Source organism: Arthrobacter sp. GAS37 (assembly GCF_044908325.1).
Lineage (GTDB): Bacteria > Actinomycetota > Actinomycetes > Actinomycetales > Micrococcaceae > Arthrobacter > Arthrobacter ramosus.
In genome coordinates this window covers 1-26,396 of record NZ_JBIYDB010000030.1, presented here as the reverse complement: position 1 = coordinate 26,396, position 26,396 = coordinate 1, and the positions used below count along the sequence as shown (strand labels likewise).

Here is a 26,396-nt window from a genome sequence, read left to right as displayed (position 1 = left end):
TGGCGCAGGCCTCGTCAGCCCGCGTACACCCGCACGCCGTTGACCCAGGTCTCGAGAACCTCGATACCGCTGATATCGCCTTCCGGTGCCTCCAGAGGGTCCGCGGCGAGGAGCACGAAGTCGGCCAGCTTCTCCGGCTCCAGGGAACCAAGATCCTTCTCACGCCCCATGGCCCGTGCCCCGTTGATGGTGTGGGCGCGGAGGGCCTCGACGACGTCGATCTTGAGATCATCCGAACCCAGTTGGACGCCGGAGCGGGTCTTGCGGGTCACGGATGTCTGGATGGCTTCCAGCGGACGGGGATCGGCAACGGGAGCATCCGAGCTCATCGTCACCGGCACGGCCGCGGCCACGAATTCGCCGAGGGGGTTGAAGCGCTCGCCCGGGGAGCCGATGGCATCCGTGACGCCTGGACCCCAGTTGTAGTAGTGCTGCGGCTGGTTGACGGGCATGATCCCGAGTTCGGCCATTTGCTCGATCTGCTCCAGCGTTGGCAGTCCGCAGTGCTCGATCCTATGCCGGTGATCCGCCCGTGGCGATACAGAAAGAGCTTCGCTGACGGCGTCGAGCACCAGCTGGATGGCAGTGGGCGATTGGGCGTGGGTCGCCGTCTGCAGCCCGGCGTTGTGCGCCTTGGCGACGAGGGCACGGTACTCGGACGGCTCATGGTAGAGCGAGCCGGTGCGGCAGGGATCGTCGCGGTAGCCCTCCGGGAAGTACGCCGTCCAGCCGCCCAGAGTCCCATCCGCATAGAGCTTGATCCCGGCGAAGGAAAGGAGGGAATCTCCGAATTTGTCCACGAGACCCAGTTCCAGGACCTCGTCCAGGAGGCTCGACAGGAAGTAGGCGTTGATGCGCGTCACGAGCTCGCCCCGTTCCACGAGGTCCAGGTAGGCGCCAAATTCGCGCTTGGTCACCTGCGCGTCGCCGATGGTGGTCACGCCGTGGCTGAGGAACTCGCGCTGGGCGTGCAGCAGCTGGGCGCGGTGGTGTTCTTTGCTGTCCCCTAGGTGGAAGTTCGGTCCGTGGTGCCCGAGTTTGACGCCTTCATCTCCCGTGAGGATGTCGCAGGCGGCGTCGGAGAGCTCACCGGTTAGCTCGCCGTCGGCGTCCCGGAAGAACGTACCGCCCGGCGGATTGGGAGTCTCGCGGTCCACTCCCGCCTTCGCGAGCACGTAGGAGTTCACCACTCCGCCGTGTCCGCTCGCGTTCATGACGTACACCTCCCGCGTGGCGGAGACTTTGTCGAACTCCTGCCGTGTGGGGTGGCGCTGTTCGGCAAGGTTGCGGTGCTCGTAGCCATAGCCCCGGATCGGAGTGTCCCCCGGGTTGTCGGCCGCCGCCTTCGCCAGCAGTTCAAGCATGGTGGGGATGTCCGGTGCCGCTTCCGGACCGCAATCCACCCAGGACAGCAGCTGTCCGTACATCAGGGGATGCGCGTGCGGGTCGATGAAGCCGGGCACCAGCGTGCGGCCCCGTAGGTCGACGACGTCGGGCACCGCCGTCGTGAGCTTAAGCGCCGCCTCGCGGCACTCCTGTGCCGTCCCGACGGCGGCAACACGGTTGCCGATGACCAGCATCGCCTCCGCGACGGAGTTCAGTGAGTCGACGGTCCGGACGCGGCCGCCGAAGAACAACGTTGCCGCGGGGGCTATGGGGGAAGTTTCATGGGATGCCAGGAATGACATGGGAATGACCTTTGCGTGTTGAAGTTTGCGGTAGGGCCGGAACTCAGCGGGCGGGCGCCAGCTCGAACAACGGGGTGTCCGGGGCTCCGGTGCGGGCTTGGGATATGACGTTCTGCGCCTGGATCCTGACGTATTCGGCCAGCGTGTAGTCCGAGAGGAAGCCGACGTGGGGCGTCACGAGGATCCGCGGATGGCCCATGAGCGGGTGGTCGGCAGGTGCCGGTTCGACGTCGAGCACGTCCAGCGCCGCTCCACGGATGTGGCCGGAGTCGACGGCGGCACGCAGGGCTTCGTCGTCGATCAGCTGCCCGCGGCTGACGTTCACCAGGTAGCTGCCCGGCCGCATCACGGCGAGGCTTTCGGCGTTGATGATGTGCCGTGTTTCCTCCGTGAGCGGCATGTGCAAGGACACGACGGCGGATTCCGCCAGGACTTCTTCTAGGCCAGTCCGGCGGATGCCTGCCTTCGCCAGCATCTCCCTGGTAGCCGGAGTGTCCGGGAGGTAGGGATCGTAGCCCACCACCCCGCCGAAGACACCGGAGGCAAGCTCCCCGAGACGGCTGCCGATCCGACCGAGTCCGATCAACCCAAGCCGCTCCTGGCTGAGCCGGAACACCCTGCTGTCCGGGCGGCCGTTCCAGTCCCCCGCGGCCACCCGTCCCTGGAAAAACGGAATTTCGCGCGTGACGGCGAGGGCAAGAGCCAGCGCGTGCGAAGCGACTTCCTCCGTGGCGACGCCGGGAAGGTTGCTGACCCAAATGCCGCGCTCCTTGGCGGCATCCAGGTCAACGTTGTCGAAGCCCATGGAGACCAGGGCGATGATCTTCAAGCCCGGGATGGCGTCCATGACCTCGGCAGTCACGGAGGCGTAGCCCACCAGCAATGCCTCCGCGTCTTTCGCCTGCTCCGCGATGACCGCGGGATCCTGGGTGCCGAGGTACCGGACGTCGTAACCGTTGTCCTCGAGCAGGGCGACGCCGGCGGAGTAATCGAGGTCTTCCATGTCCGTGTAGACGGCGACGGGGCGGAGCTCAGTGGACATGGCTCAGGAACTTCCTCGTGCGCTGGTGCTGGGGGTTGTCGAAGAACTCATCAGGTGTGGCTTGTTCCACGATCACACCGCTGTCGAACAGGGTCACTTCATCAGCCACCCGGCGGGCGAAACGGACCTCGTGGGTGACCACGATCATCGTCATGCCGTCGTTGGCCAGGCTTTCCATGACGTCCAGGACTTCGCCCACCAACTCGGGGTCGAGGGCGGAGGTCGGTTCGTCGAAGAGTAGGACGTCGGGGTTCATCACCAAGGCGCGGGCGATGGCCACGCGTTGCTGCTGGCCGCCGGAGAGCTCCGAGGGGAAATGCCCGGCACGGTGCGAAAGACCCACGCGCTGGAGCATGGCCATGGCCTGTTCTTCGGCTTGCTTATGATGGATGCCCTTCACGGAAGTCAGCCCGAGCATCACGTTGCGGCACGCCGTCAGGTGCGGGAACAGGTTGAACTTCTGGAAGACCATGCCAATGTTGCGGCGCTCCTTGGCGAGTTCGCGTTCGGGAAGGGCCACGGCTCCTCTTGCCTTCTCACGGACACCGATGCGCCTCCCGCGGAGCCGGATCTCGCCGTCGTCGGCTGGCTCGAGGAGCGCCATCAGGCGCAACATCGTGGACTTGCCGGAACCGGAGGGACCGAGCACTGCCTTGACTTGTCCCTGACGGATATCGAATTCGACCCCGCGCAGGACGTGCTGGTCCTGGTAGCTCTTGTGGAGATTCCGCACGCTGAGCACGGGATCGTTGGTGGACCAGGTTTCCGGCATGAGTTCCGGGCCGCTGTGGGTCATGACTGCACTCCTTGGCCGACTGGTTCCAGGATGGATGGCTTCTTGGTTTTGGACCGTGACGTCCAGACGAACTTCTTTTCCACATAGCTTTGGAGAAGCGTCAGAAGGCTGACGATGATGAGGTAGTAGACGATTGCCGCCGCGTAATACTCGGCATAGCGGAACGTGATGTTCACGCCCACCTGGGCCGTGGTCAGCAGCTCCTGCAGGGAAATCACGGAGGCCAGCGAGGAGAACTTCACGAGGCCGATGAACTCATTGCCGGTGGGAGGCAGCGCCGTACGGATGGCCTGCGGCAGGACAACCTTGAGCATGACCTTGACCGGCGACATTCCAAGCGCCCGGCCGGCAAGAGCCTGGCCCTCGTCGATACTGAGCAACGCCGAACGGATGATTTCCGCCATGAAGGCCGCTTCCACGATGCCCAAGCCGATGAACGCGGCGATGAACGGGGAGAACCAATCCTGGCGCAGGACCGGGAAGAGCTGCGGCAACGCGTTCCAGATGATGAGCAGCACCAGCAGCGCCGGGATGGCCCGGAAGAACCAGGTGTAGATTCCGGCGACGCCCTGGGCGATCCGGCTACGGGAGGTGCGTCCCAGGGCAACGGCAAAGCCGATGGCCGTGGCCAGGATGAGTGAAAGCACCGCGACGGCGACCGACAGGAAAGCCCCGGACACGTAGCTCGGATTCACGAGTTGTTGGACGAAGATGTTGACATCGAATTCCATCACCAACTCCTTTCGCGATAGGTGGCGGAGGCCGCAGCGCTGTTGCGGCCTCCGCGGGGGGATGGCTAGGGGACGTCGACGATCGTGGAATCGAGCTTGTTATCCTTGGCGATCTTGGCCAGGGTGCCGTCCTGGTGGAGTTCCTTCAGCGCTTGCGCGATGGCGGGAGACAGCGGATCGTTCTTGCGGGTGAACACGCCGAATGTGGTGTCGGCCGGGAAGACTCCCGGGGCCACAGTGAGCTTGCCTTCGTTCTGGCTGGCCATGTAGGCGGCCGCCACATTGGTCTCGATCAGGGCCTCGGACTTGCCGTTGAGGACTGCAAGCACCGTTTCAGCGGTCTTGGGGTATTCGGTGAGCTTGGGCTCGTCCTTGCCGGCTTTCTTGCACTCATCTTTGAGTGCAGTGATGCGCGCGGCGTTGGCTGAGGCACTCTGCGCTGCGACGGAGTGGCCGCACAGGTCCAGAGACGTCTTGTAATTCCCGGCACTGCTCGGGGCGGCGAGGATCGCGGGACCGGCGTTCATCACGGCTGAAGCGTCGGCGACGTCCAGGCGGGCCTTGCTCATATAAAGACCACCGAAGATGGCATCGCAGCGGCGGGTTTGGAGCCCCGGCATGAGGCCGTCGAATGTGGTCACTTCGAACTTGGCATCGACTCCCCAGTGTTTGGCGAGCGCCCGGGCGGCATCGGCGTCGAACCCTGCAATGTCACCGCTGGAACCGTTGGCGTAGTACTCCAGCGGCGCGTATTCGGGGTCGATACAGAGGGTGAGCTTGCCGCTCGTGGTGAGTCCCTTCGGCGCGGTAGCCGATGCTTGCCCCGTGGAACTGGGCGAAGCTGCGGCGGAGCAGCCGCTCAACAGCAGGGCCAACGCAGCGGCCGCCAGGGCGGGCTTCGTGAACTTGAGCATGTGCAGATCTCCAATGACTGTTGGGGTCGCGTGGAAACGCGGGTCGGAGTGCGCCGATGTGGCGTTGATCACGATGCTAGCGAAAAAACGGCGCAAATCAAGCGAATCAGTTGTTTAATACTGATGTGACACAGTTTTTGTACGATCATCACGACTTCTTGATCCAAATCACTTGCCTATCGCTCGACTCGTGAAAGTATTGATTACGACGGCGGCGCTCGGCTCGCCGGGGCGCGGCACCTTCGCCAAGCACCCACTGCCGCGACCCCCAAGACAAGGCGGTTATTGTGAAGACCATGCATGATCTGGACGACAGGCTGATCCGCCTGCTGCAGGCCGATGGCCGCGCCTCGTTCAGTGAGCTATCCAAGCAACTGGGCGTGACGCGCTCCGCGGTGACAGCCAAGGTCAATGAGCTCACGTCCTCCGGGGAACTGCGGATTGTCGCGGCAGTCCATCCGCGCCTCCTGGGACTGACCGCCGTCGCGCACATCTCCATCCAGCTGAACGGTTCCGCACGCGCCGCATTGGAGAAGCTGGGCCAACTGGACGGCGCCGTGTTCGCCTCCCTTACGACGGGCAGGTACGGCATCATCGCCGAACTCCGCCTGCCCACGGTGGAAAGGCTCTACGAGGACGTCGAGGCCATCCGCCTTTGCGAGGGCGTGGCGGCCGTCGATGTGCTCATGTACAAAGAGGTGGTCCGCAGCCTCTTCCTCGGCAAAGAACCACCGGACCCCCGCCTCGAACTTGATCAGGCGGACCTGCTCCTCATGAGCGAGCTGCAGGTGGACGGTCGCCTTGGTTTCGAAGCCCTCGGCGAGCGGATCGGGCTTTCGGCCAGCGCTGCCAGGATCAGGGTCCTTCGCCTGCTGGAAGCCCGCGTCATGCAGATCGGCCCCATCCGGAGCCGCTCCGGTTCTTCGCGGTCCATGGCCTTTGGCTTCGGAATCTCGACAGCAGCCGGAACCGAGGAAGCAATCGACTTCTTCTCGGCGACGCCCGGCGTGGAGTTCATCGCCAGTTGCCTCGGCAGGCACGATCTCGTGGCCACCGTGGGTGTCAGCTCCTTGGACGAAATGTACGAGGTCCTGGACAAGATACGCGCGATGGACTCGGTGGCAAGCGTCGAGTGTTGGCTGCACCTGAAAATCGTCCAGGAACGGTACGCCAAGCCCCTCGACAAGATGCTCGCGACCAAGGCCCAATCCAACGGCCACTAGCCTCCGGCTTCCCCGCCGACGCCCGCTCACAAACAAGGCCGTCCGGCGCGACGCCCGCTCACAAACAAGGCCGTCCGGCGCGACGCCCGCTCACAAACAAGGCCGTCCGGCGCGACGCCCGCTCGGGATTTGGCGGTCATATGTGAACGGGCGTCAGGCTTTGGCGATCGCTTCTTCGAGCGCGCCAAGGACGAGCTTCACCGATGCCCTGTTGGCATTCGGACCCATCATGCCGATCCGCCAGACGGTCGACGTAAACGCACCCGCCCCGGAGCCGATTTCCATACTGAAGTTCTCCAGAAGGTAAGCACGGACGGCAGCCGAGTCCACGCCGTCGGGCACTTTGACCGTGGTGAGGCTCGGCAATCGCGAGCCCTCCGCGGCAAACAGCTCAAGCCCCATCGCTTCAAGGCCATCCCGCAACTCGGCCCCGGCTGCATGGTGTCGCGCTTGAACAGCGGCGAGCCCCTCGGCCAAGATGCGGTCCAGTCCGGCCTCTAGCCCGGCGATCATGGTCACCGGCGCCGTATGGTGATACGTCCGGCTGCCGCTCGCCGCGCCAACATACCCACCCAGAAGGCCGATATCGAGGTACCACGAACGCGGCTCCTTGATGCGCCGCTCGAACGCGCGCTCGGACACCGTGAAGGGGGACAAGCCAGGGGGCGCTCCCAGGCACTTCTGCGTGCAGGCGTAGCCGACGTCGATCCCCCAGTCGTCAGCCCGGAGTTCCAGCCCGCCGATGGAGGTCACGGCGTCCACGATCAGGAGAGCATCGCCTTTGCCAGCACCAAGGGGCGCGACGTCGGACAGGACACCTGTGGAGGTTTCGGCATGGACGGCGGCAATCACCTTGGGATGCGGGTGCGCGGCGAGGACCCGCTCCGCGTCCACGGGCTGGCCCCATTCATGATCGACGCGGACCACCGTGGCGCCGCAGCGCCGGGCGACCTCGCACATGCGCTCCCCGAAAAGCCCGTTGACGGCAATTACCGCCACCTCGCCGTCGGACACTGTATTAACGAAGGCAGCCTCCATGCCGCCAGAACCAGTGGCACTCAACGGCAGGGTGCGGGCATTCCGGGTCCCCCACACCGTCCGGAGCCCGGCGCATGTCCGGTCCAGCGCCCTATGAACACCGGATCCAGATGCCCGATCACCGGGTACGCCAACGCGGCGGTCACTTCCGGATAGCAATTACTGGGACCCGGTCCGAAGAGATACCGGGAGGTCAGGACCTCTGGCATGGCGGAACTCCTTTGCCTCGTTGCTGACATTGTCCACCAGACGGCAAAGGTGAGCGAGCGTCTCGGTATCAGACGGCAAAGGTGAGCGAGCGTTTCGGTAGAAGCCACCAAAGGTGACGAGCGTTTCGGTATCAGACGGCAAAGGTGAGCGAGCGTCCCAGTGCGGTGCGGGAGGACCGGGGTGCGGTATTCTCTTGACACCACGGCAGTCATTGGATTCACTATTACGTATGCTGAAATAACAGTTCCATGATGTGGAAGGCCTGAGGTGCGGAGGCGCGCAGGTCCATCCGGCAGGAATCGCCGGAGTTCCGCATAGCCAACACCATGGATGCCAGCACTCGCACGAGGAATGAACAAGCATGCAGCTTGAAGTATTCAACAGCGTGGACCGTGCGGACGCCATCGACGTCCTCCGCCCATGCCTCGACATCCAGCGTTGGGTGGAGCACATCGCAGATGCGCGCCCCTTCAGCGGCTTGGACTCCTTGCTCGACTTCGCCCGGAAAACCGCCGAGCCCTTCACCTCGGACGAAGTGGCGGCCGCGATGGCCCATCACCCTCGGATCGGCGAACGGCCCAAGGCCCAGACCACCGAAGCCGCGATGTCCCGCTCCGAACAGGCCGGCGTCGACCCCGGCGATAACGGCGTCGTCACCGCTTTGGCCGAAGGCAACCGCGAGTACGAGGCCAAGTTCGACCGCGTGTTCCTCATCCGCGCCGCGGGCCGGACAGCTAAGGAAATCCTGGCCTCCCTCCAAGAGCGCCTGAGCCACACCGCGGAAGAAGAAGACGTCATCGTGGCGGGCCAGTTGCGCGAAATCGCACTGCTGCGCCTTGCCGGCGTCATCAGCGAAACCAGCGCGAGCAATGAAGGAGTGTCCAACAAATGAGCGTTTCCCACATAACCACCCACATCCTGGACACCGGCTCCGGACGCCCGGCGGCCGGCGTCGCCGTCGTTCTCTCCGTGCGCGACGGCGACAACTGGAAGCACGTGGCGAGCGGCACCACCGATGCGGACGGCCGAATCAAGGATCTGGGCCCTGAAAGGGTCGACAGCGGCAGTTACCGCCTCAACTTCGCGACCGGCCCGTATTACAAGGCACAAGGCGTGGACACCTTTTTTCCGGAGGTGGACTTGAGCTTCACGGTGTCCGACGCCGGCGAGCACTACCACGTGCCGCTCCTGCTCAGCCCCTTCGCGTTCTCCACGTACCGAGGAAGCTAACCCGCCGATTGCCCCGCCGGCCAGGAGCCCGGTGGGGCAATCGATGGACCTGAAAAGGCAGCTAGTCGATCGGGGTGACGTAGGCTCCGGAGATTCCGCCGTCAACCATGAAGGTCGAAGCGGTAATGAAGGAAGCGTCGTCGCTCGCCAGGAAGGCGACCGCAGCGGCCAGTTCTTCGGGCTCGGCGAAGCGTCCCAAGGGCACGTGGACCAAGCGGCGCGCTGCCCGCTCCGGATCGGAGGCGAAGAGTTCCTTCAGCAACGGGGTGTTGACCGGTCCGGGGCACAGCGCGTTGATTCGCACGCCCTTACGCGCGAATTCGACGCCGAGTTCGCGCGTCATTGCCAGCACACCGCCCTTGGAGGCGCTGTAGGAGATCTGCGAAGTTGCCGCACCCATCACGGCCACGAAGGACGCAGTGTTGATGATCGATCCCTTGCCCTGCTCCAACATGTACGGCAGCGCGTATTTGCAGCAGTAATAGACGCTCGTCAGGTTTACCTCCTGGACCCGGCGCCAGGCTTCAATTCCGGTGTCGAGGATCGAGGCATCATCCGGCGGCGAAATACCCGCGTTGTTGAACGCTATATCCACGCTGCCATAGTGGCTCTTGGCGGCCGCGAAGAGGTCGATGACTTCCTGCTCGTCTGTGACGTTGACCTTCACGAAGATGCCATCGACGGCGGCCGCGGCCGCTTCTCCAGCTGCCGGATCGATGTCGGCGATGACCACATTGGCACCCTCCGACGCGAAACGCTTTGCCGTGGCCAAGCCGATCCCGCTGCCGCCGCCGGTGATGACGGCTGTGCGGTCCTTGAGTCGGTTTGAAATGAATTCGGTCATGGTGATCTCTCCTTGAATGATGGGGCTTCCAAAGTTGGTGGGTTCAGTGCGCGATGAAGACGTTCTTTACTTCGCTGAAGGAATCGAGCGCGTCAGGACCCAGTTCGCGGCCCAGGCCCGATTGCTTAAAGCCGCCGAACGGCGTCGAATACCGGACTGAAGAGTGCGAGTTCACCGAGAGGTTTCCGGCATCCACTCCGCGGGCTACGCGCAAGGCCCGGCCAATGTCTTGGGTCCAGATGGATCCGGAGAGGCCGTATTCGGTGTCATTGGCAATCCGCACAGCGTCCGCCTCGTCGTTGAAGGGAACGACGACGACGACCGGTCCAAAGATCTCCTCACGCACCGCCGGGTCGTCAAAGGAGTCGGGAGCCAGGACAGTGGGCGGGAACCAGAATCCCGGCCCTTCGGGCACCTCGCCTTGGAAGGCTATGGGCGCTCCTGAGGGCACGAAGCCCGCGACGGTTTCCCTTTGCCGGGCGGAAATCAAGGGCCCCATGACGGTACTTTCGTCCGCCGGGTCGCCAACTTTGACAGCCCGAACGGCGGGTTCCAAGAGCTCAAGGAAGGCGTCGTAGGCCGATTTTTCCACCAGAATCCGGGACCTGGCACAGCAGTCCTGGCCGGCGTTATCGAACGCACCACCGGGAGCTGCGGCGGCAGCGGCCTGAAGGTCGGCGTCGGCGAACACAATGTTCGCGCTCTTGCCACCCAATTCGAGCGTCACTCGCTTCACTTGATCAGCACAACCGGCCATGATCTGCTTGCCGACCCCGGTAGACCCGGTAAAGACGACCTTTCGCACAGCGGGGTGGGTCACGAAGCGCGCCCCCACCACGGATCCCTTCCCCGGGATGATGGTCAGCACGCCGTCGGGCAAGCCGGCCTCGCGCGCCAGCTCACCCAGCCTCATCGCGGTGAGCGGCGTAAGTTCCGCAGGCTTGAGCACAACCGTGTTGCCAGCCGCGAGCGCAGGAGCGAAGCCCCACGCCGCGATCGGCATCGGAAAGTTCCACGGCACAATAATGCCGACAACGCCCAATGGCTCGTGGAACGTCACATCGAGGCCTCCGGCAACCGGGATCTGCCGACCGAAGTGCCGCTCGGGAGCCGCCGAGTAGTAACTAATGACGTCGCGCGCATTGCCCGCTTCCCAGCGGGCGTTGCCGACCGTGTGTCCCGCATTGCGGACTTCCAGTTGTGCGAGGTTCTCCAGATCGGCGTCGACGGCGGCCGCGAACCGGCGCAAGAGCAGTGCCCGGTCCGACGGCGACACCTTCCGCCAGGTTTCAAACGCGCCAGCCGCGCGTGCAATCAGGGCGTCGGTCTCGGCCAGGGACGCCAGTTCAACAGTTTGAAGGAATTCCTCGGTAGCCGGATTGATGATGTCAAAAGTTGTGGCACTCACGCCCAGCTCTTTTCTGTCGGTTTGAATTCCGTCGATGGGTCGAAGCGCTCAGCGTAAAGTTCGCCGTCCCGGTACCTTCCGGCGGCCTCGACGAATCCTTCGAAGAGGCGCAAGTCGGAACCATTTTGTTCCGGGTGGAACTGAACGCCCAACACCCAGCCTGCTTGGGTCGTCTCGACGGCCTCGATCGTGCCGTCCGCCGCGTACGCCGTGACGCAAAGACCCTCGGCAACCCGGTCCAGAATCTGATGGTGATAAACGGGCGCCGATGCCCTCACGCCTAGTTGATCCGCGATGATGCTCCCCGGCCTGGTACAGAACTCCACTTCGCCAAAAACCCCCGAAGCGGGTTGGTAGTTGGCCTCGGGCAGCACGTCCGGCACGTGCTGGATAAGGTTTCCGCCCAGGGCCACGTTCAGGATTTGCGCCCCGCGGCAGATGGCGAAAAGCGGAACCCCCTTCTCCAACGCGGCCAGCGTCAAGGCGAGGTCATGCTCGTCCCGCGCGGGCTGGCTGCGGGTTCTCGGATGAGGCTCGGCGTCGTAATTTCCGGGGTCGACGTCGCTGCCTCCCACCACAATCAGGCCATCCACGAGGTCAAGTACGGAGGTATCCGTGCCGATAGGCGGCAGAAGAAGGGGTGTGCCGCCCGCCGCCACCACGGCCTCCAAATATGTTGCCGGCAGCACCGCTGCCTGCGCGTCCCAATCCCCCCATTTCGCGTCCTGCAGGTAGGTGGTCAGGGCGATCCGCGGCCGTCGGACTGGATCTGGAGCCGGCGTCTGGGTCCGAGTCATGGCCCCTACAGCCTTTCGAACCCGCGGCGGAGCTCCCAGTCCGTGATGGCGGACTCAAAAGCTGCCAGTTCGACGTCGGCATAGTTCACGTAATGCCTAACCACTTCCTCACCGAAGACTTCCTTGGCGATCACGGAGTTGGCGAACAGATCCCGCGCTTCCCGCATTGTCGTCGGCACGGTGGGAGCGCCCGAGGTGTAGGCGCTGCCAATGGTTACCGGTTCGAGTTCGAGCTCATTTTCGATTCCGTAAAGCCCGCCGGCAAGCATGGCCGACAGCGCCAAGTACGGGTTGACGTCGCCACCCGGCAGCCGGTTTTCCAGCCGGGCGCTCTGGCCATGCCCCACGAGGCGCACCGAGCAGGTGCGGTTGTCGAGGCCCCAGGCCACCGCCGTCGGAGCGAACGAGCCTTTGACGAACCGCTTGTAGGAGTTGATGTTGGGAGCGTAAAAGAGCGTGAATTCCCGCATCGTGGCGAGGACTCCGGCAATGAAGTGATCGTAGGTTTTAGTGCGGGCGCCGCTTGCCTTGTCCCAGAAGACCAGCTCATCGTCCAGTCCGCGAAGGGATAGGTGGATGTGGCAGGAATTGCCCTCGCGCTCGTTGGGCTTGGCCATGAAGGTAATGGACTGGCCCATGTCATGGGCGATGTCCTTGGCCGCGGTCTTGTAGACGGAATGGTTGTCCGCCGTGGTGACCACTTCGTCGTACTTGAACGCGATCTCGTGTTGGCCGAAGTTGCATTCACCTTTGGCGGATTCCACGGTCATCCCGGCTGCGTACATCTCGTTCCGGATCCTGCGAAGCAGGGGTTCCACACGACCGGATCCCAGGAGCGAGTAGTCCACGTTGTATTGATTGGCAGGAGTGAGGTGCTTGTAGTCCAGGTCCCATGCCTGCTCGTAGGAGTCGTTGTAGACCACAAACTCGAGCTCGGTTCCGGCAAGCGCCTTCCAACCGTGCTCGGCCGCCTTGGCCGTCTGGCGCTTGAGCATGGCGCGGGGTGAAACGGAGACCGGAGTGCCGTCGGTCATGGACAAATCGCATTGGATCAGCGCACTCCCCTCGCGGTAGGGAAGGACGCGGATGGTGTCCAAATCCATGTCGAAGAGCATGTCTCCATAGCCCTTTTCCCACGAGGAAATGTCATAGCCATCTACAGTATTCATTTCGGTGTCAACGGCGAGGAGGTAATTGCAGCCTTCAGTGCCATGCTCCAGGACGGAATCCAGGAAGAATTGCGCGTGAAGGAGCTTGCCCTGAAGCCTGCCCTGCATGTCGGTGAAGCCGAGAATCACGGTGTCTATGGCGCCCTCGCCAATCTGCGCCTTGAGTTGCTCAACGGTGAGCATACGGTCATTGCGAGGGTGAACGGTGTTCGAAATGTCGTTCATGGTGCTGCTCATTTCAGTAGTCCCTTGAGTAGTGCGGCAGTGGACTCGCAGTGCAATTCCATGACGCTTCGGGCCGCTGCAGGCTCGCCGTCGAGGATGGCCTGCACTATCAATCGATGTTCTTGGTTTGAATGTTCGATATTCCGCTGCAGAAAGGGGATCTCTGCCAGGAATTCGTGGATCTTTGTCTGGATGGTAGTGCTGGCTTTGTTGAGTTCAGATGATCCCGCAACAGCGGAGAAAGCCAAGTGAAGGCGGGCGTCCGCTTGCCTGTATTCCACCGGTGAACCCGCGTTTTCGACCTCGGCCAACGAGTCAATCAGAAGCCGACGCTGATCCTCGCTGAGCCGCATCGAGGCCGCCCGCTGGCAGGCCCCGGGTTCAATCACCGAACGGAAGATGAGGATGTCGCTGATTTCCTCCTGCCGGTCCTTGTTGCCTAGACGCTCCGGCGGACGCGCGTTGCCGACCGGTTCGACGATGGTTCCGCCGCCCCTCCCCCGGACGGTCGTGACGAAGCCGGCTGCGCGCAACGCGCTGATCGCTTCGCGCAGCGTGGCCCGGGAGACCTGCATGCGCTCGGCCAGGTCGCGCTCGGGTGGGAGGCGTTCGCCGGTTTTGAAGATCCCCAGCTGAATTGCCGATCCCAAGTGCTCGACGCATGACTCGAAGGCCATGTGTCCACGCACGGGGAGCAAGACCGTCTCCAGTAGGGGGGATTCAATCGGTTCAACGAGGAACATGGCGACCTTCCTGGCTGGGAGGCCGCCGGCGAAGAACCGCCGGCGGCCCATGGTTGTGCTAGTTGAGCAGCTTATCCGCGTCGATCGTCAGATGCTCCTGTTCGGCACTCGTCATGAACGTCCGACGCCCCGTGGTGTACCAAAGCACTGTGGCGAGAAGGAAGACGACCACGACGGCGATCGGCGCGTAGTTGAAGGTGTCGATGGTGATGTCTGCGACGGGCGGGAGGACGAAGAGAATCACGATGATGGCGACCCACACAATCGCTACCCAGTTGATGATGGGACTCCACTTGCCCAGGTGCCACGGGCCAGGGGTGAAATTCTTGTTGAGCCTGCGGAGCAACACCGGGGTGATGTACGCGATGTAGAGGCCGATGACGGCAACGCTCGTCACCGCAAAATACGCGGTTGTGTTGAACAGGGCGGGTGAAGCGAGCACAATCGCGCAGCCAACGCAGAGCCAGATGGAATTTGTGGGGGTGCCGCTCCGGGTGTTGACTTTGGCCCAGATGCGGGAACCCGGCAGGGCATTGTCGCGGGAGAAGGCGTAGGTCATGCGTGAGTTGGCAGTCACTGACGCCATGCCGCAGAAGAACTGTGCGCCCACCACGATGGCGAGCAGGAACTTCGCTACCCCTGGGTTACCCAGTGCATCCAGGAAAATCTGTGCCGGCGGCAAGCCGGTTGGCGTGGCACCAAGGGTGGTCAGACCGTCCTCTGAACCGTTCGGGATGGCAGCGACGAGTGAGTAGAGCAGAATCCAGCCACCAATGATGGAGATGACCACGCTCATGACAATCCCCTTGGGAGCCGCGATGGCTGCGTTCTTGGTCTCTTCGGCAACGTGGGCCGAAGCATCGTAGCCGGTGTAGGTGTACTGCGACATGAGCAGGCCCATGAGGAAGACGTACGGTCCGAAGGTGAAGCCGGTTTCGTTGTGCCACGCCGTCATTGTCCAGTCGAAGGACTGGTGGCTCGTGGGCATGATCCACAGCGCCGCCACGATAATCGCGACGCCCACGATGTGCCACCAGGCGGAGACATTGGACAGGAAACTGACAATCTTGACGCCGAAGCTGTTGAGCAGGGCGTGGATGATCATCAGGACGACGAACAGGGCAAACGTCGCGCCGGCGGTGGGCTCGACGCCGAAAGTCAGCGCCGCAAAAGCCATCATTGTTGTGGCACAGCCAAAGTCGATTGCGGCCGTGACGGCCACTTCACCGAGGAAATTGAACCAGCCGACGTACCAGGCCCAGGCCCTCTTGTTGCGTTTGGCGAGCCTGCCGGCCCAGAAATAGAGGCCACCGGCTGTGGGGTACCGCGAACAAACCTCGGCCATGGAGAGGGCCACGCACAGGACCAAGAGGCCAACGATTGGCCAACCCAGGTTGATGGCAGCCGGGCCACCGGACTTGAGCGCAATGCTGAAGGAGGTAATGCAGCCAGCCAAGATCGAAATGATGGAAAACGAGACTGCGAAGTTGGAGAAGCCGGACATGCCGCGATGTAGCTCTTGCTTGTAGCCAAGCTCGGCGAGGGCCGCAGCATCTGCGTCTTGCACAGCCTGCACCTTCGCTGCCGTAGAACGATCACTCATGATTATTCTCTTTCTAAACGGAAGGGGGGAACGGGCCGACACCGCTCGCATCGATAGTGACCCACTTCACACCGTTCTGTCAATGGTCTGACTTCAGACCACAAACCAACCTCCTCGAAACGGTAGGCTGGAAGGCATGGTTTCTGAGGACTCGAACGTCGACGGCACGTCACAAAGCGGCACGTCACACAACAGCACGGCACGCGACGCCACGTCAGAGGGCGGCACCCCCGAACGCCGCGGGATCTCGGTCCGCCGTGCGCCGAAGTTCGTTCCATTCATGGGCCTGGGCGGGGTGCTCGGCATCATCGTTGCCGCGTTCGTGGCCTACGGGATCCCCGGGGACGAGAGTTTCGACACCGGGGCGGTCTTCGGCTTCTTCCTTGTGACCTTTGCCGCGGGCGGCGTGCTGCTCGGTGCCATCGCGGCCCTCGTCCTGGACAAGGTCAGCGTGCGGCGCTCCCGGCGAGCCGTCGTCGAGTCCGTACCCAGCCCGACAGAGGACGATGCCGAGGCATAGGATCCCGGTCACAATGTCGCGTGAGGGAAAGTACCATGCCAACATCATGCGACAATTGACCAGTGGCACGTGGCGACGGAAAACTTTCTCATGATCTTCTCCCCGACGAAAAAGGACCTCAGGACGCTTGTGGCGTCTTCGGGGTCTGGGCGCCGGGCGAAGAAGTAGCAAAACTCACCTATTACGGGCTGTATGCGTTGCAGCACCGCGGACAAGAATCGGCTGGTATTGCTACCAGTGACGGCAAGCGCATCAATGTCTACAAGGACATGGGCCTCGTGTCCCAGGTCTTCGACGAGACAACCCTGAACACCCTCACCGGGCACCTTGCCGTCGGCCACTGCCGCTACTCCACCACCGGAGCAAGCCACTGGGCAAACGCACAGCCCACCCTGGGCGCAACGGCCACCGGCACCGTTGCCCTCGCGCACAACGGCAACCTGACTAACACTGCTGAGCTCCGGGAAATGATCCTCGAGCTCAACGGCGGTCAGTTGACCGGTGAAATGAAGCAGGGCAACACCTCGGATACCGCCATGGTCACCGCCCTCCTCGAAGGCGAAGAGGGCAAGACCCTCGAACAGACCGCGCTTGAGCTGCTCCCCAAGATCCGAGGCGGCTTCTGCTTCGTGTTCATGGACGAAGGCACCCTCTACGCCGCCCGCGATACCTTCGGCATCCGCCCCCTGTGCCTTGGCCGCCTCGAACGCGGCTGGGTTGTCGCCTCCGAGCAGTCCGCCCTGGCAACCGTCGGCGCGAGCTTCATCCGCGAGATCGAGCCCGGCGAATTCATCGCCATTGACGAGAACGGCGTCCGTTCCCAGCGCTTTGCGGAAGCGACGCCGGCCGGTTGCGTCTTCGAGTACGTGTACCTTGCGCGTCCCGACGCTTCGATTGCCGGGCGCTCGGTGTATGAGTCCCGCGTGGAGATGGGCCGCCAGTTGGCCCGCGAAAACACCCAGGTAGCGGACATCGTCATACCGGTCCCCGAGTCCGGAACTCCGGCCGCGGTGGGCTACGCCGAGGAATCCGGCATCCCGTTCGCGCACGGCTTCGTCAAGAATTCCTACGTGGGCCGCACGTTCATCCAGCCCTCGCAGACCCTGCGCCAGCTCGGCATCCGGCTCAAGTTAAACGCCCTCGAATCCGTAATCCGCGGCAAGCGCGTGGTGGTGGTCGATGACTCGATCGTCCGCGGAAACACCCAGCGCGCCATCGTCCGGATGCTCCGCGAGGCCGGCGCCGCAGCCGTCCACATCAAGATCTCCTCCCCACCCGTCCAGTGGCCCTGCTTCTACGGCATCGACTTCGCGTCCCGCGCTGAACTGATCGCCAACGGTGCCACGATCGAGGAAATCTCCCAGGCCATTGGAGCGGATTCGCTGGCCTACATTTCCGAAGACGGCATGATCGGCGCTACCCAGCAGCCGCGGGAACGCCTCTGTACCGCCTGCTTCACGGGCCAGTACCCCATCGCACTTCCGGGTTCGGACAAACTGGGCAAGAACCTCCTGGAGCGCACCGACCTCGGCGGGCTGCCGACGTCGGGCATCTCCGCCGAAGCCGTGACCGCGGACTCGGACGACCCGGCCAACAAACCCGGCGCCACGGGCTGCGATCCCGGACCCGACGCCGAGTTTGAGAACCTGCTGACCGACGCCGATAAGAAAGAGTCTGTATGACCTCCGCATCCTCCGCCGCTGAGAACACCACCGGCATCACCTATGCGTCCGCCGGCGTCGACGTCGAAGCGGGCGACCGCGCCGTCGAACTCATGAAGGACGCCGTCAAGGCGACCCACAACAGCTCGGTACTCGGCGGCGTCGGCGGATTCGCCGGCCTGTACGACGTCTCCAAGCTGCTCACGTACAAGAGGCCCCTGCTGGCCACGTCCACGGACGGCGTCGGCACCAAGGTCGCCATCGCCCAGGCCATGGACATCCACGACACCATCGGTTTCGACCTGGTCGGGATGGTGGTGGACGACATCGTTGTAGTCGGCGCGGAGCCGCTCTTCATGACCGACTACATCGCGTGCGGCAAGGTTGTCCCCGAGCGCATCGCGGACATCGTCCGCGGCATCGCGGCAGCGTGTTCCGTGGCGGGCACTGCCCTGGTGGGCGGCGAAACCGCTGAGCACCCGGGCCTGCTCGGTGAGCACGAGTACGACGTCGCCGGTGCAGCTACCGGCGTTGTCGAAGCCGACGCCCTGCTTGGCCCGGACCGCGTCCGCGCCGGCGACGTCGTGATCGGCATGGCCTCCTCGGGCCTGCACTCCAACGGCTACTCCCTGGTTCGCCGCGTGATCAACCACGCCGGCTGGGCCCTGGACCGCCAGGTCTCCGAACTCGGCCGCACCCTGGGCGAAGAACTGCTCGAGCCCACCCGGGTCTACGCCGCCGACTGCCTGGATCTGGCCCGCGCCTTCCCGGTGAGCGGCCTGAGTGCTGCGCCCGGAGCCGTGCACGGCTTCAGCCATGTCACCGGCGGCGGCCTCGCGGCCAACCTGGCCCGCGTCCTGCCGCAGGGCCTCGTGGCCACGGTTGACCGCGCCACGTGGGAACTGCCCGCCATCTTCAAGCTTGTTTCCGAGCTCGGGAATGTGCCGCTGGCCGACCTTGAGCGCACGCTCAACCTCGGCGTCGGCATGGTGGCCATCGTGTCGCCCGAAATCGCCGACGCCGCTGTAGCCCGCCTCAACGAACGCGGCCTGCCGTCATGGGTCATGGGTACCGTGGCCGCGGACTCCGACTCGATCATCAAGAGCGGCCCGGACTACGTCCAGGGCGCCAAGGGTGTCGACGGCGGCGCCGTGCGCCTCGTGAACGCCTACGCTTAAGCGTTCTTAACGCAAAAGAGTGCCCACCCAATTGCCGATCCGGCAGTTGGGTGGGCACTCGATTTATTTAAGCGCTTTCGCCGGCCATCACGCTAAAGGCTGCTCCGGCGGGATCGCCGAGGACTGCCATGCGGCCGACACCGGGGACATCGAAGGCAGGCGCGAAGACCTGGGCCCCGAGTTCCACGGCCTTAGCCACGGATTCGTTCACGTCCGCAACATTGAAGTAGGTCATCCAGAACGGCGGCACGCCCTCCATAGGCTGCTTCATGGCGCCGGCCACGGACTTCCCGTCCACCACGAACTGGGTGTATTCCTGCAGATCGCCGGCCGCGGCCGTCTCGCTGGAGCATCCCGTCACGGATTCGTAAAAGGCCACGGCCTTGGGGACGTCGTTTGTCTGCAGCTCGCTCCAGACCACCGTGCCCGGTTCATTGACCAACCCGGCGCCGTGGTGGCTTCCGGCCTCCCAGAAACCAATCTGCGCACCCGTCGGATCGGCGGCGAAGAACATCTGGCCACTCCCGTTGGGGACGCTGTCCGGCGGAAAGAGGATGTTGCCACCCGCCACCGCCGCGCGCTCAGCAGCCTCGTCGACCGAATCGACGGCGAGGTAGTTGGCCCAGTAGGACGGTGCACCAGCCGCAGCCATGTCCGGCATCTGCTGCATCATGCCCGCAACGTAGCGGTCCTGCAGCTTGGCCATGTAGTAGGTCATGCCGTTACCGGCATCCATCGCGTCCAATTCCCAGCCGAACAGATCACCATAGAAGGCCTTGGAAGCCTCGACGTCCGACGACGACAGGTCCACCCAACACGGAGTTCCCTGCTTGTAGCTATCAACCTGCGGCATTGCTATCCCTTCGTTGAGTAGCCGGCTTACGCCAGCGGATACCACGTTCAACGTAGTACTGGGGTCCGACACTGACAACAGCCAGCGGCGTCGAAGGCCTTATGCGTGAACTGCCCGGCCCGTGAAAGCGACCAAGCGCTCCAGGCTGGATACCGTCTCTGCGACTTCCTGGGCCGGGGCGAAGCTGCCGCTCGCGCGGACCTGCTCGCTGATGGTGTTCTGCGCGAGGACCTCGACGTAATCGCTGAGCTCATCCGCAACCGGCACCTCGAGGCCCAGGGCCTTGGAGAAGTCCCAAGCGTGGACGAGGAACTCGAGGTTGAGGATGGAGGCGACTATCGTGGCCGGCAATTCGGCGAAGCCCATGTCGATAGTGCCTTCGAGGCCGCGGCGGTAGAAAGCTTCCAGCGTGGGCTGGGCAAGGTCGGCGATGCGCACTTCAGGCGACTTTCCGGCGTCGTCGGCTACTTCGGCACCCAGGGCCTTGGCGATGCTAGCAATCGAGCCGGCAAGGTGGTCAAGCAACTGCGACACGTTGAAATCGGCGCACGGAGTCTGGGTCTGCGCGTCGGCTTCGGTGACGTGCGCCAGCACGCGCTGCAGGATGGCAAGCGTGGCGTCCGCAGAAGTGAGCTCGTTGAGATCGGCAGGGGCCGCGGCCCATTCGTCGGCACCTGCGTCGCCCGTGGAGGCCTCGGCGAGGAGACGGTCGAGGTAGTGGTTCCAGCCCTCGGAGTGGGCTGCGACGGCTTCCGGCGTCGGAAGGCCTTCGTGCACGAAGCGCACGGTGGTCCCGCCGTCGGCCGGCTCAAGGGTGATGGCTACGGTGGAGACGTTGTCGGCCGGGGCCTCAGGCTGCTCCCAGGCCCACGTGAAGACCACGCGCTTGCCCGGTTCGATTTCGATGAAGGTTCCGGCTGCGTGATGGCCCGGAGTGACGGTCCAGCGGTACTCGCCGCCGACCTTCAGGTCGACTCGTGCGGCAACGGTCTGCCAGCGGCGGAGGCGTGCAGGCTGCGTGATGAGTTCGAACGCCTGGTCGACGTTGAGGGGAAGAAGAACGGTCTTGTCGTAAATCATGATGATTCCTCTGTTGTTTGAAGGCGGTCGGTGGTGAAGTTTTGTGCATCAGCGACGAGCATGTCCAGCTCCGCGGTCCAGAACTGCTCGAAAAGCCTCCGGAGTTCTCTCATGCCGGCGTTGTCCAAGCGGTAGAAGCGGTTGCGTCCTTCTTTGCGGGCAGCAACGAGGCCTACCTGCTCCAGCAGCAACAAGTGCTGCGAGATGGCGGATCTGCTCACCGTGAATTCGAGTGCCAGCTCCGTCACGGTGCGCTCTCCCGCCGCAAGCAGGTGCAACAGACGCCGCCTATTCGGCTCCGCGGCAACTTCCAGTGGGTCGAGCATGATTAATACGTTAGCCGCCACTAACGCATTCTGTCAACAACTTTCGAGAGCGCACTATCAACACCTACAGAACTGCCGACAAAAACGCCTTGGGGTTATAGGGATCTGCGTCGGTTCGTGTTGCTGCCTGATCGCCGTTGCCGCCTGGCAATGGCTTCCGCTAAGCGAAGCTAGTTCGAGGATCTATGGACACCGTCGGATTCTGCTGGATCATTCTCTTCGCCGAAGTTGCCGGTCCCTTGATTCCGCGGGCCCGGAATTTATCCATTCGAATGATTGAGCAGAATCCGCCATCCGAGCGAAGACGATCCCGGGACGGACATCACCCGCCCGGGATTTACACCGTTTTGTCCTAGAAAACGCCTTGGTCCGGCAAAAGGGGACGAAAAAGGCCCGTAGCGCGCGTCAATCATGGCGCGCCCTACGGGCTCTGTGTTTCGGGAGGCATCTGGGGATGCTTAATGACTTCGTGTACGACGGCGGTACGCAACTCGATGCCGAAAGGCACCTGATTGTTGCTACAGCTATCCGATACGGCGGGTGTCTACCTCGTCGTCATCGTCTTCCAAGTCCTGTGCGTACTTGTCCTCGTAAGCCGAGTAGTCCGGCTCCGGCGGATCGTCCGCGAATCGGCTCGTCGCACGACTTGATGGCCCAGTCAGCTCCCGCTGAAGGGCCGAATAGTCAGTGTTCGGGGAGTAGTACTTGATGTCCCGAGCCTGCTTGGTAGCTTTTGCCTTTTGACGGCCGCGCCCCATGGCGTGACCCCCTTTTGTACTTGGACCGGAGGTGGTCACCTTGGCGATCGGTGAGGCCCCGGAATGTTTGGTCAATTTGTCGTATGTCTAGATTACATGCTTTCCGGAGCAACTGCGTGCCACGACCTTCGCGAAAGCGGCGTCACAGTTCCACTTGGCAGTATCTCCATTCATTGGCATGAAAAACTTGGGTAGAGTCGCCCTAATATCGGGCCGCACGCATGAAAGGCAGCAAACTCAGACATGGGCCAGGACAACACGATCCCGGGCAACAACGGTACAGGCGACAACGAGTCGCCGGTAGACCCTGGTTCAGGGACCGGGTATCCGGGGACTTCGGGCATGTACCCGGAAAATGGCATGCCTGGCGAAACCGAGCCCGAGGACGGCTTTCCCTCCGAAAAAGGCTCGTCCCTGCGGACTGCCCTGGACGCCATAACGCGGTATCGGCTCATCATTGGCGGCATTGTGCTGGCTGTATTGATCCTCATCGGGGTAGTGATCTGGGTCCTCGTTGGAGCCCTGGCCAACCATCCGGTGGCCGCGCCCACCCCCGTACCGGCCACGTCCACCAGCCGCGGCCCCCTCCCCGCGGACGTCGAGGCAAAGGACTACCAGCTGGGCGATTGCTTCGCCGATTTCGACTCCAACGCCACCAAGTCCAAAGTGGTGGACTGCACCACCGATCACTCGGCCCAGCTGGGCGCCATCTTCCGGTACAAGGCTGACGACACCTTCCCCGGCGCCACTGCCTTGCGTGACAAAGGCCGCGAAATCTGCCGTGATGTGATGCTCAACGAGGCCTCCACGAAGTACGCACTCCTGCAGCAGAACGTGTACCCGAGCGCCACCAGCTGGGACAACGGCGACCGCCGCGTGGACTGCTTCATCGTGGTGAACTCGGGGAACACACTCAAGGAATCCGTGCTGCAAAAGTAGTCCAGCCGGCCGTCCCGGCGGCCAGGCCAGTCGGCCGCAGTTAGTCCTTCCGCCTCACCGTCAGGCCGCTACCCGCCGGGGCCCCGCCGTCGGGACCTGTCAAAGCTTCGAGCCCCTCGATGGTGAGTTCGTCGACGTCGGCCGCGGTGTCCACCAGTACCGTGTCGCCGTCCGCGATCTCTCCGGCGAGGATCTCCTTGGCCAAGCGGTCGCCGATCTCGCGTTGGACCAGCCGTCGCAACGGACGGGCGCCGTACGCGGGATCGTAACCGGACATCGCGAGCCAGGCACGGGCGCCGTCACTGACCTCAAGGGTGAGCCGGCGGTCGTGCAGCCGCTTGGTCAGCTCGTCCACGTGCAGCTCGACGATCCTGGCGAGCTCGTCCACGCTGAGCGGATCGAACAGGACAATCTCGTCGAGCCGGTTGAGGAACTCCGGCTTGAAGGACGCGTTGACCACGGCCATGACCGCATTCCGCTTCGCCGTGGCGTCCAGCGTTGGATCCACAAGGAATTGGCTGCCCGAGTTGGAGGTCAACACCAGGATGGTGTTCCGGAAGTCCACGGTGCGGCCCTGCCCGTCGGTGAGGCGACCGTCGTCGAGCACTTGCAGGAGGATGTCGAACACCTCCGGGTGGGCCTTCTCCACCTCGTCGAGCAGGATCACGGAGTATGGGCGGCGGCGGACCGCCTCAGTCAATTGCCCGCCTTCCTCGTAGCCCACGTATCCGGGAGGGGCGCCGACCAGCCGGGCCACGGAGTGCTTCTCCCCGTACTCGGACATGTCGATCCGCACCATGGCGCGTTCGTCGTCGAACAGGAAGTCCGCGAGTGCCTTGGCGAGCTCGGTTTTGCCGACGCCGGTGGGGCCCAGGAACAGGAACGAACCCGTCGGGCGGTTGGGGTCGCTGATGCCCGCACGGGCGCGTCGGACGGCGTCGGAGACAGCAGCCACAGCCTTGGACTGGCCGATCAGCCGCTTTCCGATCTCCTCTTCCATGTGCAGCAGCTTCTGGGATTCTCCCTGCAGCATGCGGCCGGCGGGGATGCCCGTCCAGGCCGAAATGACCTCGGCGATATCGTCCGCCGTGACTTCGTCCGCGACCATCAGGGCGGGCTTCGCTTCACCGCGCGCTTCCCGGGCTGACTCTTCCTCGGCTGCTGCGCTGAGCTCGCGCTCCAACGCGGGCAGTTCGCCATAGAGAATGCGCGAGGCAGCTTCTAGGTCGCCCTCGCGCTGGTACTTTTCGGCGGCCGAACGCAATTCATCGATTCTTGCCTTGAGGTCACCGACACGGTTGAGCCCGGCCTTCTCGGATTCCCAACGGGCGTTCAATTCCGCCAGGGCTTCCTTCTTGTCCGCCTTGTCCGCGCGCAGCGCAGCGAGTCGTTCGATGGAGGCCGCGTCAGTCTCGCGGGCGAGGGCCAATTCCTCCATGGTGAGACGGTCCACGGCACGGCGAAGCTGGTCGATCTCCTCGGGAGCCGAGTCGATTTCCATGCGCAGCCGGGACGCGGCCTCGTCCACGAGGTCGATGGCCTTGTCAGGCAACTGCCGGCCCGAGATGTAGCGGTTGGAGAGCGTGGCGGCGGCTACCAAGGCGGAGTCGGCGATGGCCACCTTGTGGTGGGCCTCGTACCGTTCCTTGAGGCCGCGGAGAATCCCGATGGTGTCCTCCACGCTCGGCTCACCCACGTAGACCTGCTGGAAGCGGCGTTCCAGGGCAGGGTCCTTCTCGACATTCTCGCGGTACTCATCCAGGGTGGTGGCACCGATGAGCCGCAGCTCGCCGCGGGCCAGCATTGGCTTGAGCATGTTGCCTGCGTCCATGGCGCTTTCGCCGGTAGCACCGGCGCCCACCACCGTATGGATTTCGTCGATGAACGTGACGATCTGCCCGTTGGAGTTCTTGATCTCCTCCAGCACCGCCTTGAGCCGTTCCTCGAATTCGCCGCGGTACTTCGCTCCGGCCACCATGGACGCGAGGTCCAACGCGATCAAGGTCTTGCCCCGCAGGCTTTCCGGGACGTCGCCGGCCACCATGCGTTGGGCGAGCCCTTCGACGACGGCGGTCTTGCCGACGCCGGGTTCACCGATCAGCACGGGGTTGTTCTTGGTGCGGCGGCTCAGGACCTGGACGACCCGTCGGATTTCGCTGTCCCGCCCGATCACGGGATCCAGCTTGCCGGAGCGCGCGACGGCTGTGAGGTCCATACCGTATTTCTCGAGGGCCTGGAAGGTGTTTTCCGGGTCTTGTGAGGTGACTTTCCGGTCGCCACGGACACCCGGCAGGGCGGCGAGGAGCGCTTGGTGGGAGGCGCCGGCGTCGCGCAGTAGCTTCCCTACGGCGTCGCTACCGGCAGAGAGCCCCAAGAGGAGGTGCTCAGTGGACACGAAGGAGTCGCCGAGCTTCTCAGCCTCGTTCTGGGCGGCCTGGATGGCCTGCATGGAAGGACGGGAAAGCTGCGCTTGCTGCACGGAACTGCCCGACGACGACGGCAGGGCCTTGATGGCCGAACTCGCCTGGACGCTCACGGCATCCGGGTCCGCTCCAGTGGCGCGCAACAGCGCAACGGCGACGCCCTCGCGCTGGTCCATGAGCGCTTTGAGCAGGTGAGCCGGCTCCAGCTGCGGATTTCCGGCGGTCGAAGCGTTCATGGCCGCTGCGGAAAGAGCCTCTTGGCTCTTGGTGGTGAATTTGACGTCCATGGAAGAGCTCCTCTCGGGAAGACGACTGTTTCTCAAAGTTGAGTCTACTATGCTCAACTTTGACGAATCATCCCTCCTGCTCCATGTTTGCCGACGGCGAAACCGCTGTCCATAGCCTTCACCGCTTACGTTGAAAAGCCCTCGCTGTTTCCGACTCGTAGCCCTAGGATCAGGTGTGACCGGGCGGAACACCCCCTGGCGAGCATGAGAAAAAGGACACGCAATGAAGAAGTTCGTCGTTCTCTACAATGCACCGCAATCGGCAGAATCGGCCATGGCTGACAGCACCCCCGAAGCAGCAGCCGAAGGCATGAAGCTGTGGATGGACTGGGCCGCGAAAGCCGGCGACGGGATTGCCGATCTTGGCACGCCACTCGGCGGCGGCAAGGTGGTCGGGAACTCCGGAGTATCCGATGCAGAGACCGGAGTGGGCGGTTACAGCGTCCTGCAGGCCGAGGACATGGACGGAGCCCTGAAGCTCCTCGAAGGCCACCCCCATTTCCTCATGGCACCCGAAGCCTCGATCACCGTCTACGAAGCGCTCGACATCCCGGGCATGTAACGCAGCACCCGCGGCGGCACCCGCCGTCGAAACCGTGGGTCCGGGCCGTGGGCTGCGTGCCGGCACCCACCCCCCGGCCCGCCCCCCCCGAGCCGCCCAAGCCCCGGACGCTATTGCCCCGGCCCCCAGCCCCGGCCCTCGCCAGGCG

At 63.7% G+C, this 26,396-nt stretch carries 24 protein-coding genes and 1 pseudogene; 8 read left to right on the top strand and 17 right to left on the bottom strand.

Annotated features, from left to right (window positions below; all coding sequences use genetic code 11):
- Positions 1-14: 14 nt before the first annotated feature.
- The 5 genes from ABH924_RS18865 to ABH924_RS18845 all read right to left on the bottom strand — a co-directional run bounded on the left by ABH924_RS18865 (position 15) and on the right by ABH924_RS18845 (position 5,243).
- Positions 15-1,688: an amidohydrolase gene (locus ABH924_RS18865; RefSeq protein ID WP_404501283.1), complete on the bottom strand. Its 1,674-nt coding sequence runs from the start codon at positions 1,686-1,688 to the stop codon at positions 15-17.
- Between the two features lie 43 nt (positions 1,689-1,731).
- Positions 1,732-2,730, bottom strand: a complete 999-nt coding sequence (locus ABH924_RS18860; protein ID WP_404501281.1) for a C-terminal binding protein — start codon at positions 2,728-2,730, stop codon at positions 1,732-1,734.
- Positions 2,720-3,526: an amino acid ABC transporter ATP-binding protein gene (locus ABH924_RS18855; RefSeq protein ID WP_404501279.1), complete on the bottom strand. Its 807-nt coding sequence runs from the start codon at positions 3,524-3,526 to the stop codon at positions 2,720-2,722. Before ABH924_RS18855 ends, ABH924_RS18860 begins: the two co-directional genes overlap by 11 nt.
- On the bottom strand, positions 3,523-4,257 hold the full coding sequence (locus ABH924_RS18850) for an amino acid ABC transporter permease (protein ID WP_234754358.1): 735 nt from the start codon (positions 4,255-4,257) through the stop codon (positions 3,523-3,525). Before ABH924_RS18850 ends, ABH924_RS18855 begins: the two co-directional genes overlap by 4 nt.
- A gap of 65 nt (positions 4,258-4,322) precedes the next feature.
- A complete protein-coding gene (locus tag ABH924_RS18845; RefSeq protein WP_404501277.1) occupies positions 4,323-5,243 on the bottom strand; it encodes a transporter substrate-binding domain-containing protein in 921 nt (306 codons plus the stop codon).
- 224 nt (positions 5,244-5,467) lie between these two features.
- On the opposite strand from ABH924_RS18845, the gene ABH924_RS18840 reads away from it, so the two are divergent.
- A complete protein-coding gene (locus ABH924_RS18840; protein WP_404501321.1) occupies positions 5,468-6,394 on the top strand; it encodes an Lrp/AsnC family transcriptional regulator in 927 nt (308 codons plus the stop codon).
- A 153-nt stretch (positions 6,395-6,547) separates the two neighbouring features.
- Here ABH924_RS18840 and ABH924_RS18835 read toward each other — a convergent pair.
- Positions 6,548-7,641, bottom strand: a pseudogene (locus ABH924_RS18835) (pyridoxal-phosphate-dependent aminotransferase family protein).
- A gap of 362 nt (positions 7,642-8,003) precedes the next feature.
- Here ABH924_RS18835 and uraD point away from each other — a divergent pair.
- Together uraD and uraH are read left to right on the top strand one after the other, a co-directional pair.
- A complete protein-coding gene (gene uraD / locus ABH924_RS18830) occupies positions 8,004-8,534 on the top strand; it encodes a 2-oxo-4-hydroxy-4-carboxy-5-ureidoimidazoline decarboxylase (RefSeq protein ID WP_404501275.1) in 531 nt (176 codons plus the stop codon).
- Positions 8,531-8,872: a hydroxyisourate hydrolase gene (uraH, locus tag ABH924_RS18825; RefSeq protein WP_404501273.1), complete on the top strand. Its 342-nt coding sequence runs from the start codon at positions 8,531-8,533 to the stop codon at positions 8,870-8,872. Before uraD ends, uraH begins: the two co-directional genes overlap by 4 nt.
- Positions 8,873-8,933: 61 nt before the next feature.
- Here uraH and ABH924_RS18820 read toward each other — a convergent pair whose 3' ends face one another.
- From ABH924_RS18820 to ABH924_RS18795, 6 genes are read right to left on the bottom strand one after another with little or no spacing between them, the layout of a single operon-like run.
- Positions 8,934-9,716 carry a 3-oxoacyl-ACP reductase gene (locus tag ABH924_RS18820; RefSeq protein ID WP_234754369.1) on the bottom strand — a complete coding sequence of 261 codons (783 nt, stop codon included), beginning with the start codon at positions 9,714-9,716 and terminating at the stop codon, positions 8,934-8,936.
- A 43-nt stretch (positions 9,717-9,759) separates the two neighbouring features.
- Entirely contained in the window at positions 9,760-11,124 is a 1,365-nt protein-coding gene (locus ABH924_RS18815) for an aldehyde dehydrogenase (RefSeq protein ID WP_234754371.1), read from the bottom strand.
- Positions 11,121-11,921 (bottom strand): gamma-glutamyl-gamma-aminobutyrate hydrolase family protein, encoded by an 801-nt coding sequence (locus tag ABH924_RS18810; RefSeq protein ID WP_404501270.1) that lies wholly within the window; start codon positions 11,919-11,921, stop codon positions 11,121-11,123. Before ABH924_RS18810 ends, ABH924_RS18815 begins: the two co-directional genes overlap by 4 nt.
- A gap of 5 nt (positions 11,922-11,926) precedes the next feature.
- Positions 11,927-13,327, bottom strand: a complete 1,401-nt coding sequence (locus ABH924_RS18805) for a glutamine synthetase family protein (protein WP_404501268.1) — start codon at positions 13,325-13,327, stop codon at positions 11,927-11,929.
- On the bottom strand, positions 13,324-14,058 hold the full coding sequence (locus ABH924_RS18800) for a FadR/GntR family transcriptional regulator (RefSeq protein ID WP_404501266.1): 735 nt from the start codon (positions 14,056-14,058) through the stop codon (positions 13,324-13,326). Before ABH924_RS18800 ends, ABH924_RS18805 begins: the two co-directional genes overlap by 4 nt.
- Positions 14,059-14,116: 58 nt before the next feature.
- Positions 14,117-15,661 (bottom strand): amino acid permease, encoded by a 1,545-nt coding sequence (locus ABH924_RS18795; RefSeq protein ID WP_234754379.1) that lies wholly within the window; start codon positions 15,659-15,661, stop codon positions 14,117-14,119.
- Positions 15,662-15,797: 136 nt separating this feature from the next.
- Between ABH924_RS18795 and ABH924_RS18790 the strand changes: the two genes are divergently transcribed.
- The 3 genes from ABH924_RS18790 to purM all read left to right on the top strand — a co-directional run bounded on the left by ABH924_RS18790 (position 15,798) and on the right by purM (position 19,020).
- Positions 15,798-16,181 carry a hypothetical protein gene (locus ABH924_RS18790; protein WP_404501263.1) on the top strand — a complete coding sequence of 128 codons (384 nt, stop codon included), beginning with the start codon at positions 15,798-15,800 and terminating at the stop codon, positions 16,179-16,181.
- Between the two features lie 62 nt (positions 16,182-16,243).
- Positions 16,244-17,863 (top strand): amidophosphoribosyltransferase, encoded by a 1,620-nt coding sequence (gene purF / locus ABH924_RS18785; protein WP_404501261.1) that lies wholly within the window; start codon positions 16,244-16,246, stop codon positions 17,861-17,863.
- Entirely contained in the window at positions 17,860-19,020 is a 1,161-nt protein-coding gene (gene purM, locus ABH924_RS18780; protein ID WP_404501259.1) for a phosphoribosylformylglycinamidine cyclo-ligase, read from the top strand. The genes purF and purM overlap by 4 nt, the downstream gene beginning before the upstream one ends.
- 67 nt (positions 19,021-19,087) lie before the next feature.
- Here the strand turns inward: purM and ABH924_RS18775 are convergent, their stop codons facing one another.
- The 4 genes from ABH924_RS18775 to ABH924_RS18760 all read right to left on the bottom strand — a co-directional run bounded on the left by ABH924_RS18775 (position 19,088) and on the right by ABH924_RS18760 (position 22,037).
- Positions 19,088-19,873 carry a VOC family protein gene (locus ABH924_RS18775; protein WP_404501257.1) on the bottom strand — a complete coding sequence of 262 codons (786 nt, stop codon included), beginning with the start codon at positions 19,871-19,873 and terminating at the stop codon, positions 19,088-19,090.
- A 99-nt stretch (positions 19,874-19,972) separates the two neighbouring features.
- A complete protein-coding gene (locus ABH924_RS18770) occupies positions 19,973-20,953 on the bottom strand; it encodes a TIGR03086 family metal-binding protein (RefSeq protein ID WP_404501255.1) in 981 nt (326 codons plus the stop codon).
- Complete coding sequence (locus ABH924_RS18765) at positions 20,950-21,279, bottom strand: ArsR/SmtB family transcription factor (protein WP_404501253.1); 330 nt, start codon at positions 21,277-21,279, stop codon at positions 20,950-20,952. Before ABH924_RS18765 ends, ABH924_RS18770 begins: the two co-directional genes overlap by 4 nt.
- A gap of 524 nt (positions 21,280-21,803) precedes the next feature.
- Positions 21,804-22,037: a DUF3073 domain-containing protein gene (locus ABH924_RS18760; protein WP_028265518.1), complete on the bottom strand. Its 234-nt coding sequence runs from the start codon at positions 22,035-22,037 to the stop codon at positions 21,804-21,806.
- 243 nt (positions 22,038-22,280) lie between these two features.
- Between ABH924_RS18760 and ABH924_RS18755 the strand changes: the two genes are divergently transcribed.
- On the top strand, positions 22,281-22,976 hold the full coding sequence (locus ABH924_RS18755; protein WP_404501251.1) for a septum formation family protein: 696 nt from the start codon (positions 22,281-22,283) through the stop codon (positions 22,974-22,976).
- 40 nt (positions 22,977-23,016) lie between these two features.
- Here the strand turns inward: ABH924_RS18755 and clpB are convergent, their stop codons facing one another.
- Complete coding sequence (gene clpB / locus ABH924_RS18750) at positions 23,017-25,686, bottom strand: ATP-dependent chaperone ClpB (RefSeq protein ID WP_404501249.1); 2,670 nt, start codon at positions 25,684-25,686, stop codon at positions 23,017-23,019.
- Between the two features lie 223 nt (positions 25,687-25,909).
- Here clpB and ABH924_RS18745 point away from each other — a divergent pair, with 223 nt between their 5' ends.
- Positions 25,910-26,248: a hypothetical protein gene (locus ABH924_RS18745; protein WP_234754760.1), complete on the top strand. Its 339-nt coding sequence runs from the start codon at positions 25,910-25,912 to the stop codon at positions 26,246-26,248.
- The last annotated feature ends 148 nt before the right edge of the window (positions 26,249-26,396 follow it).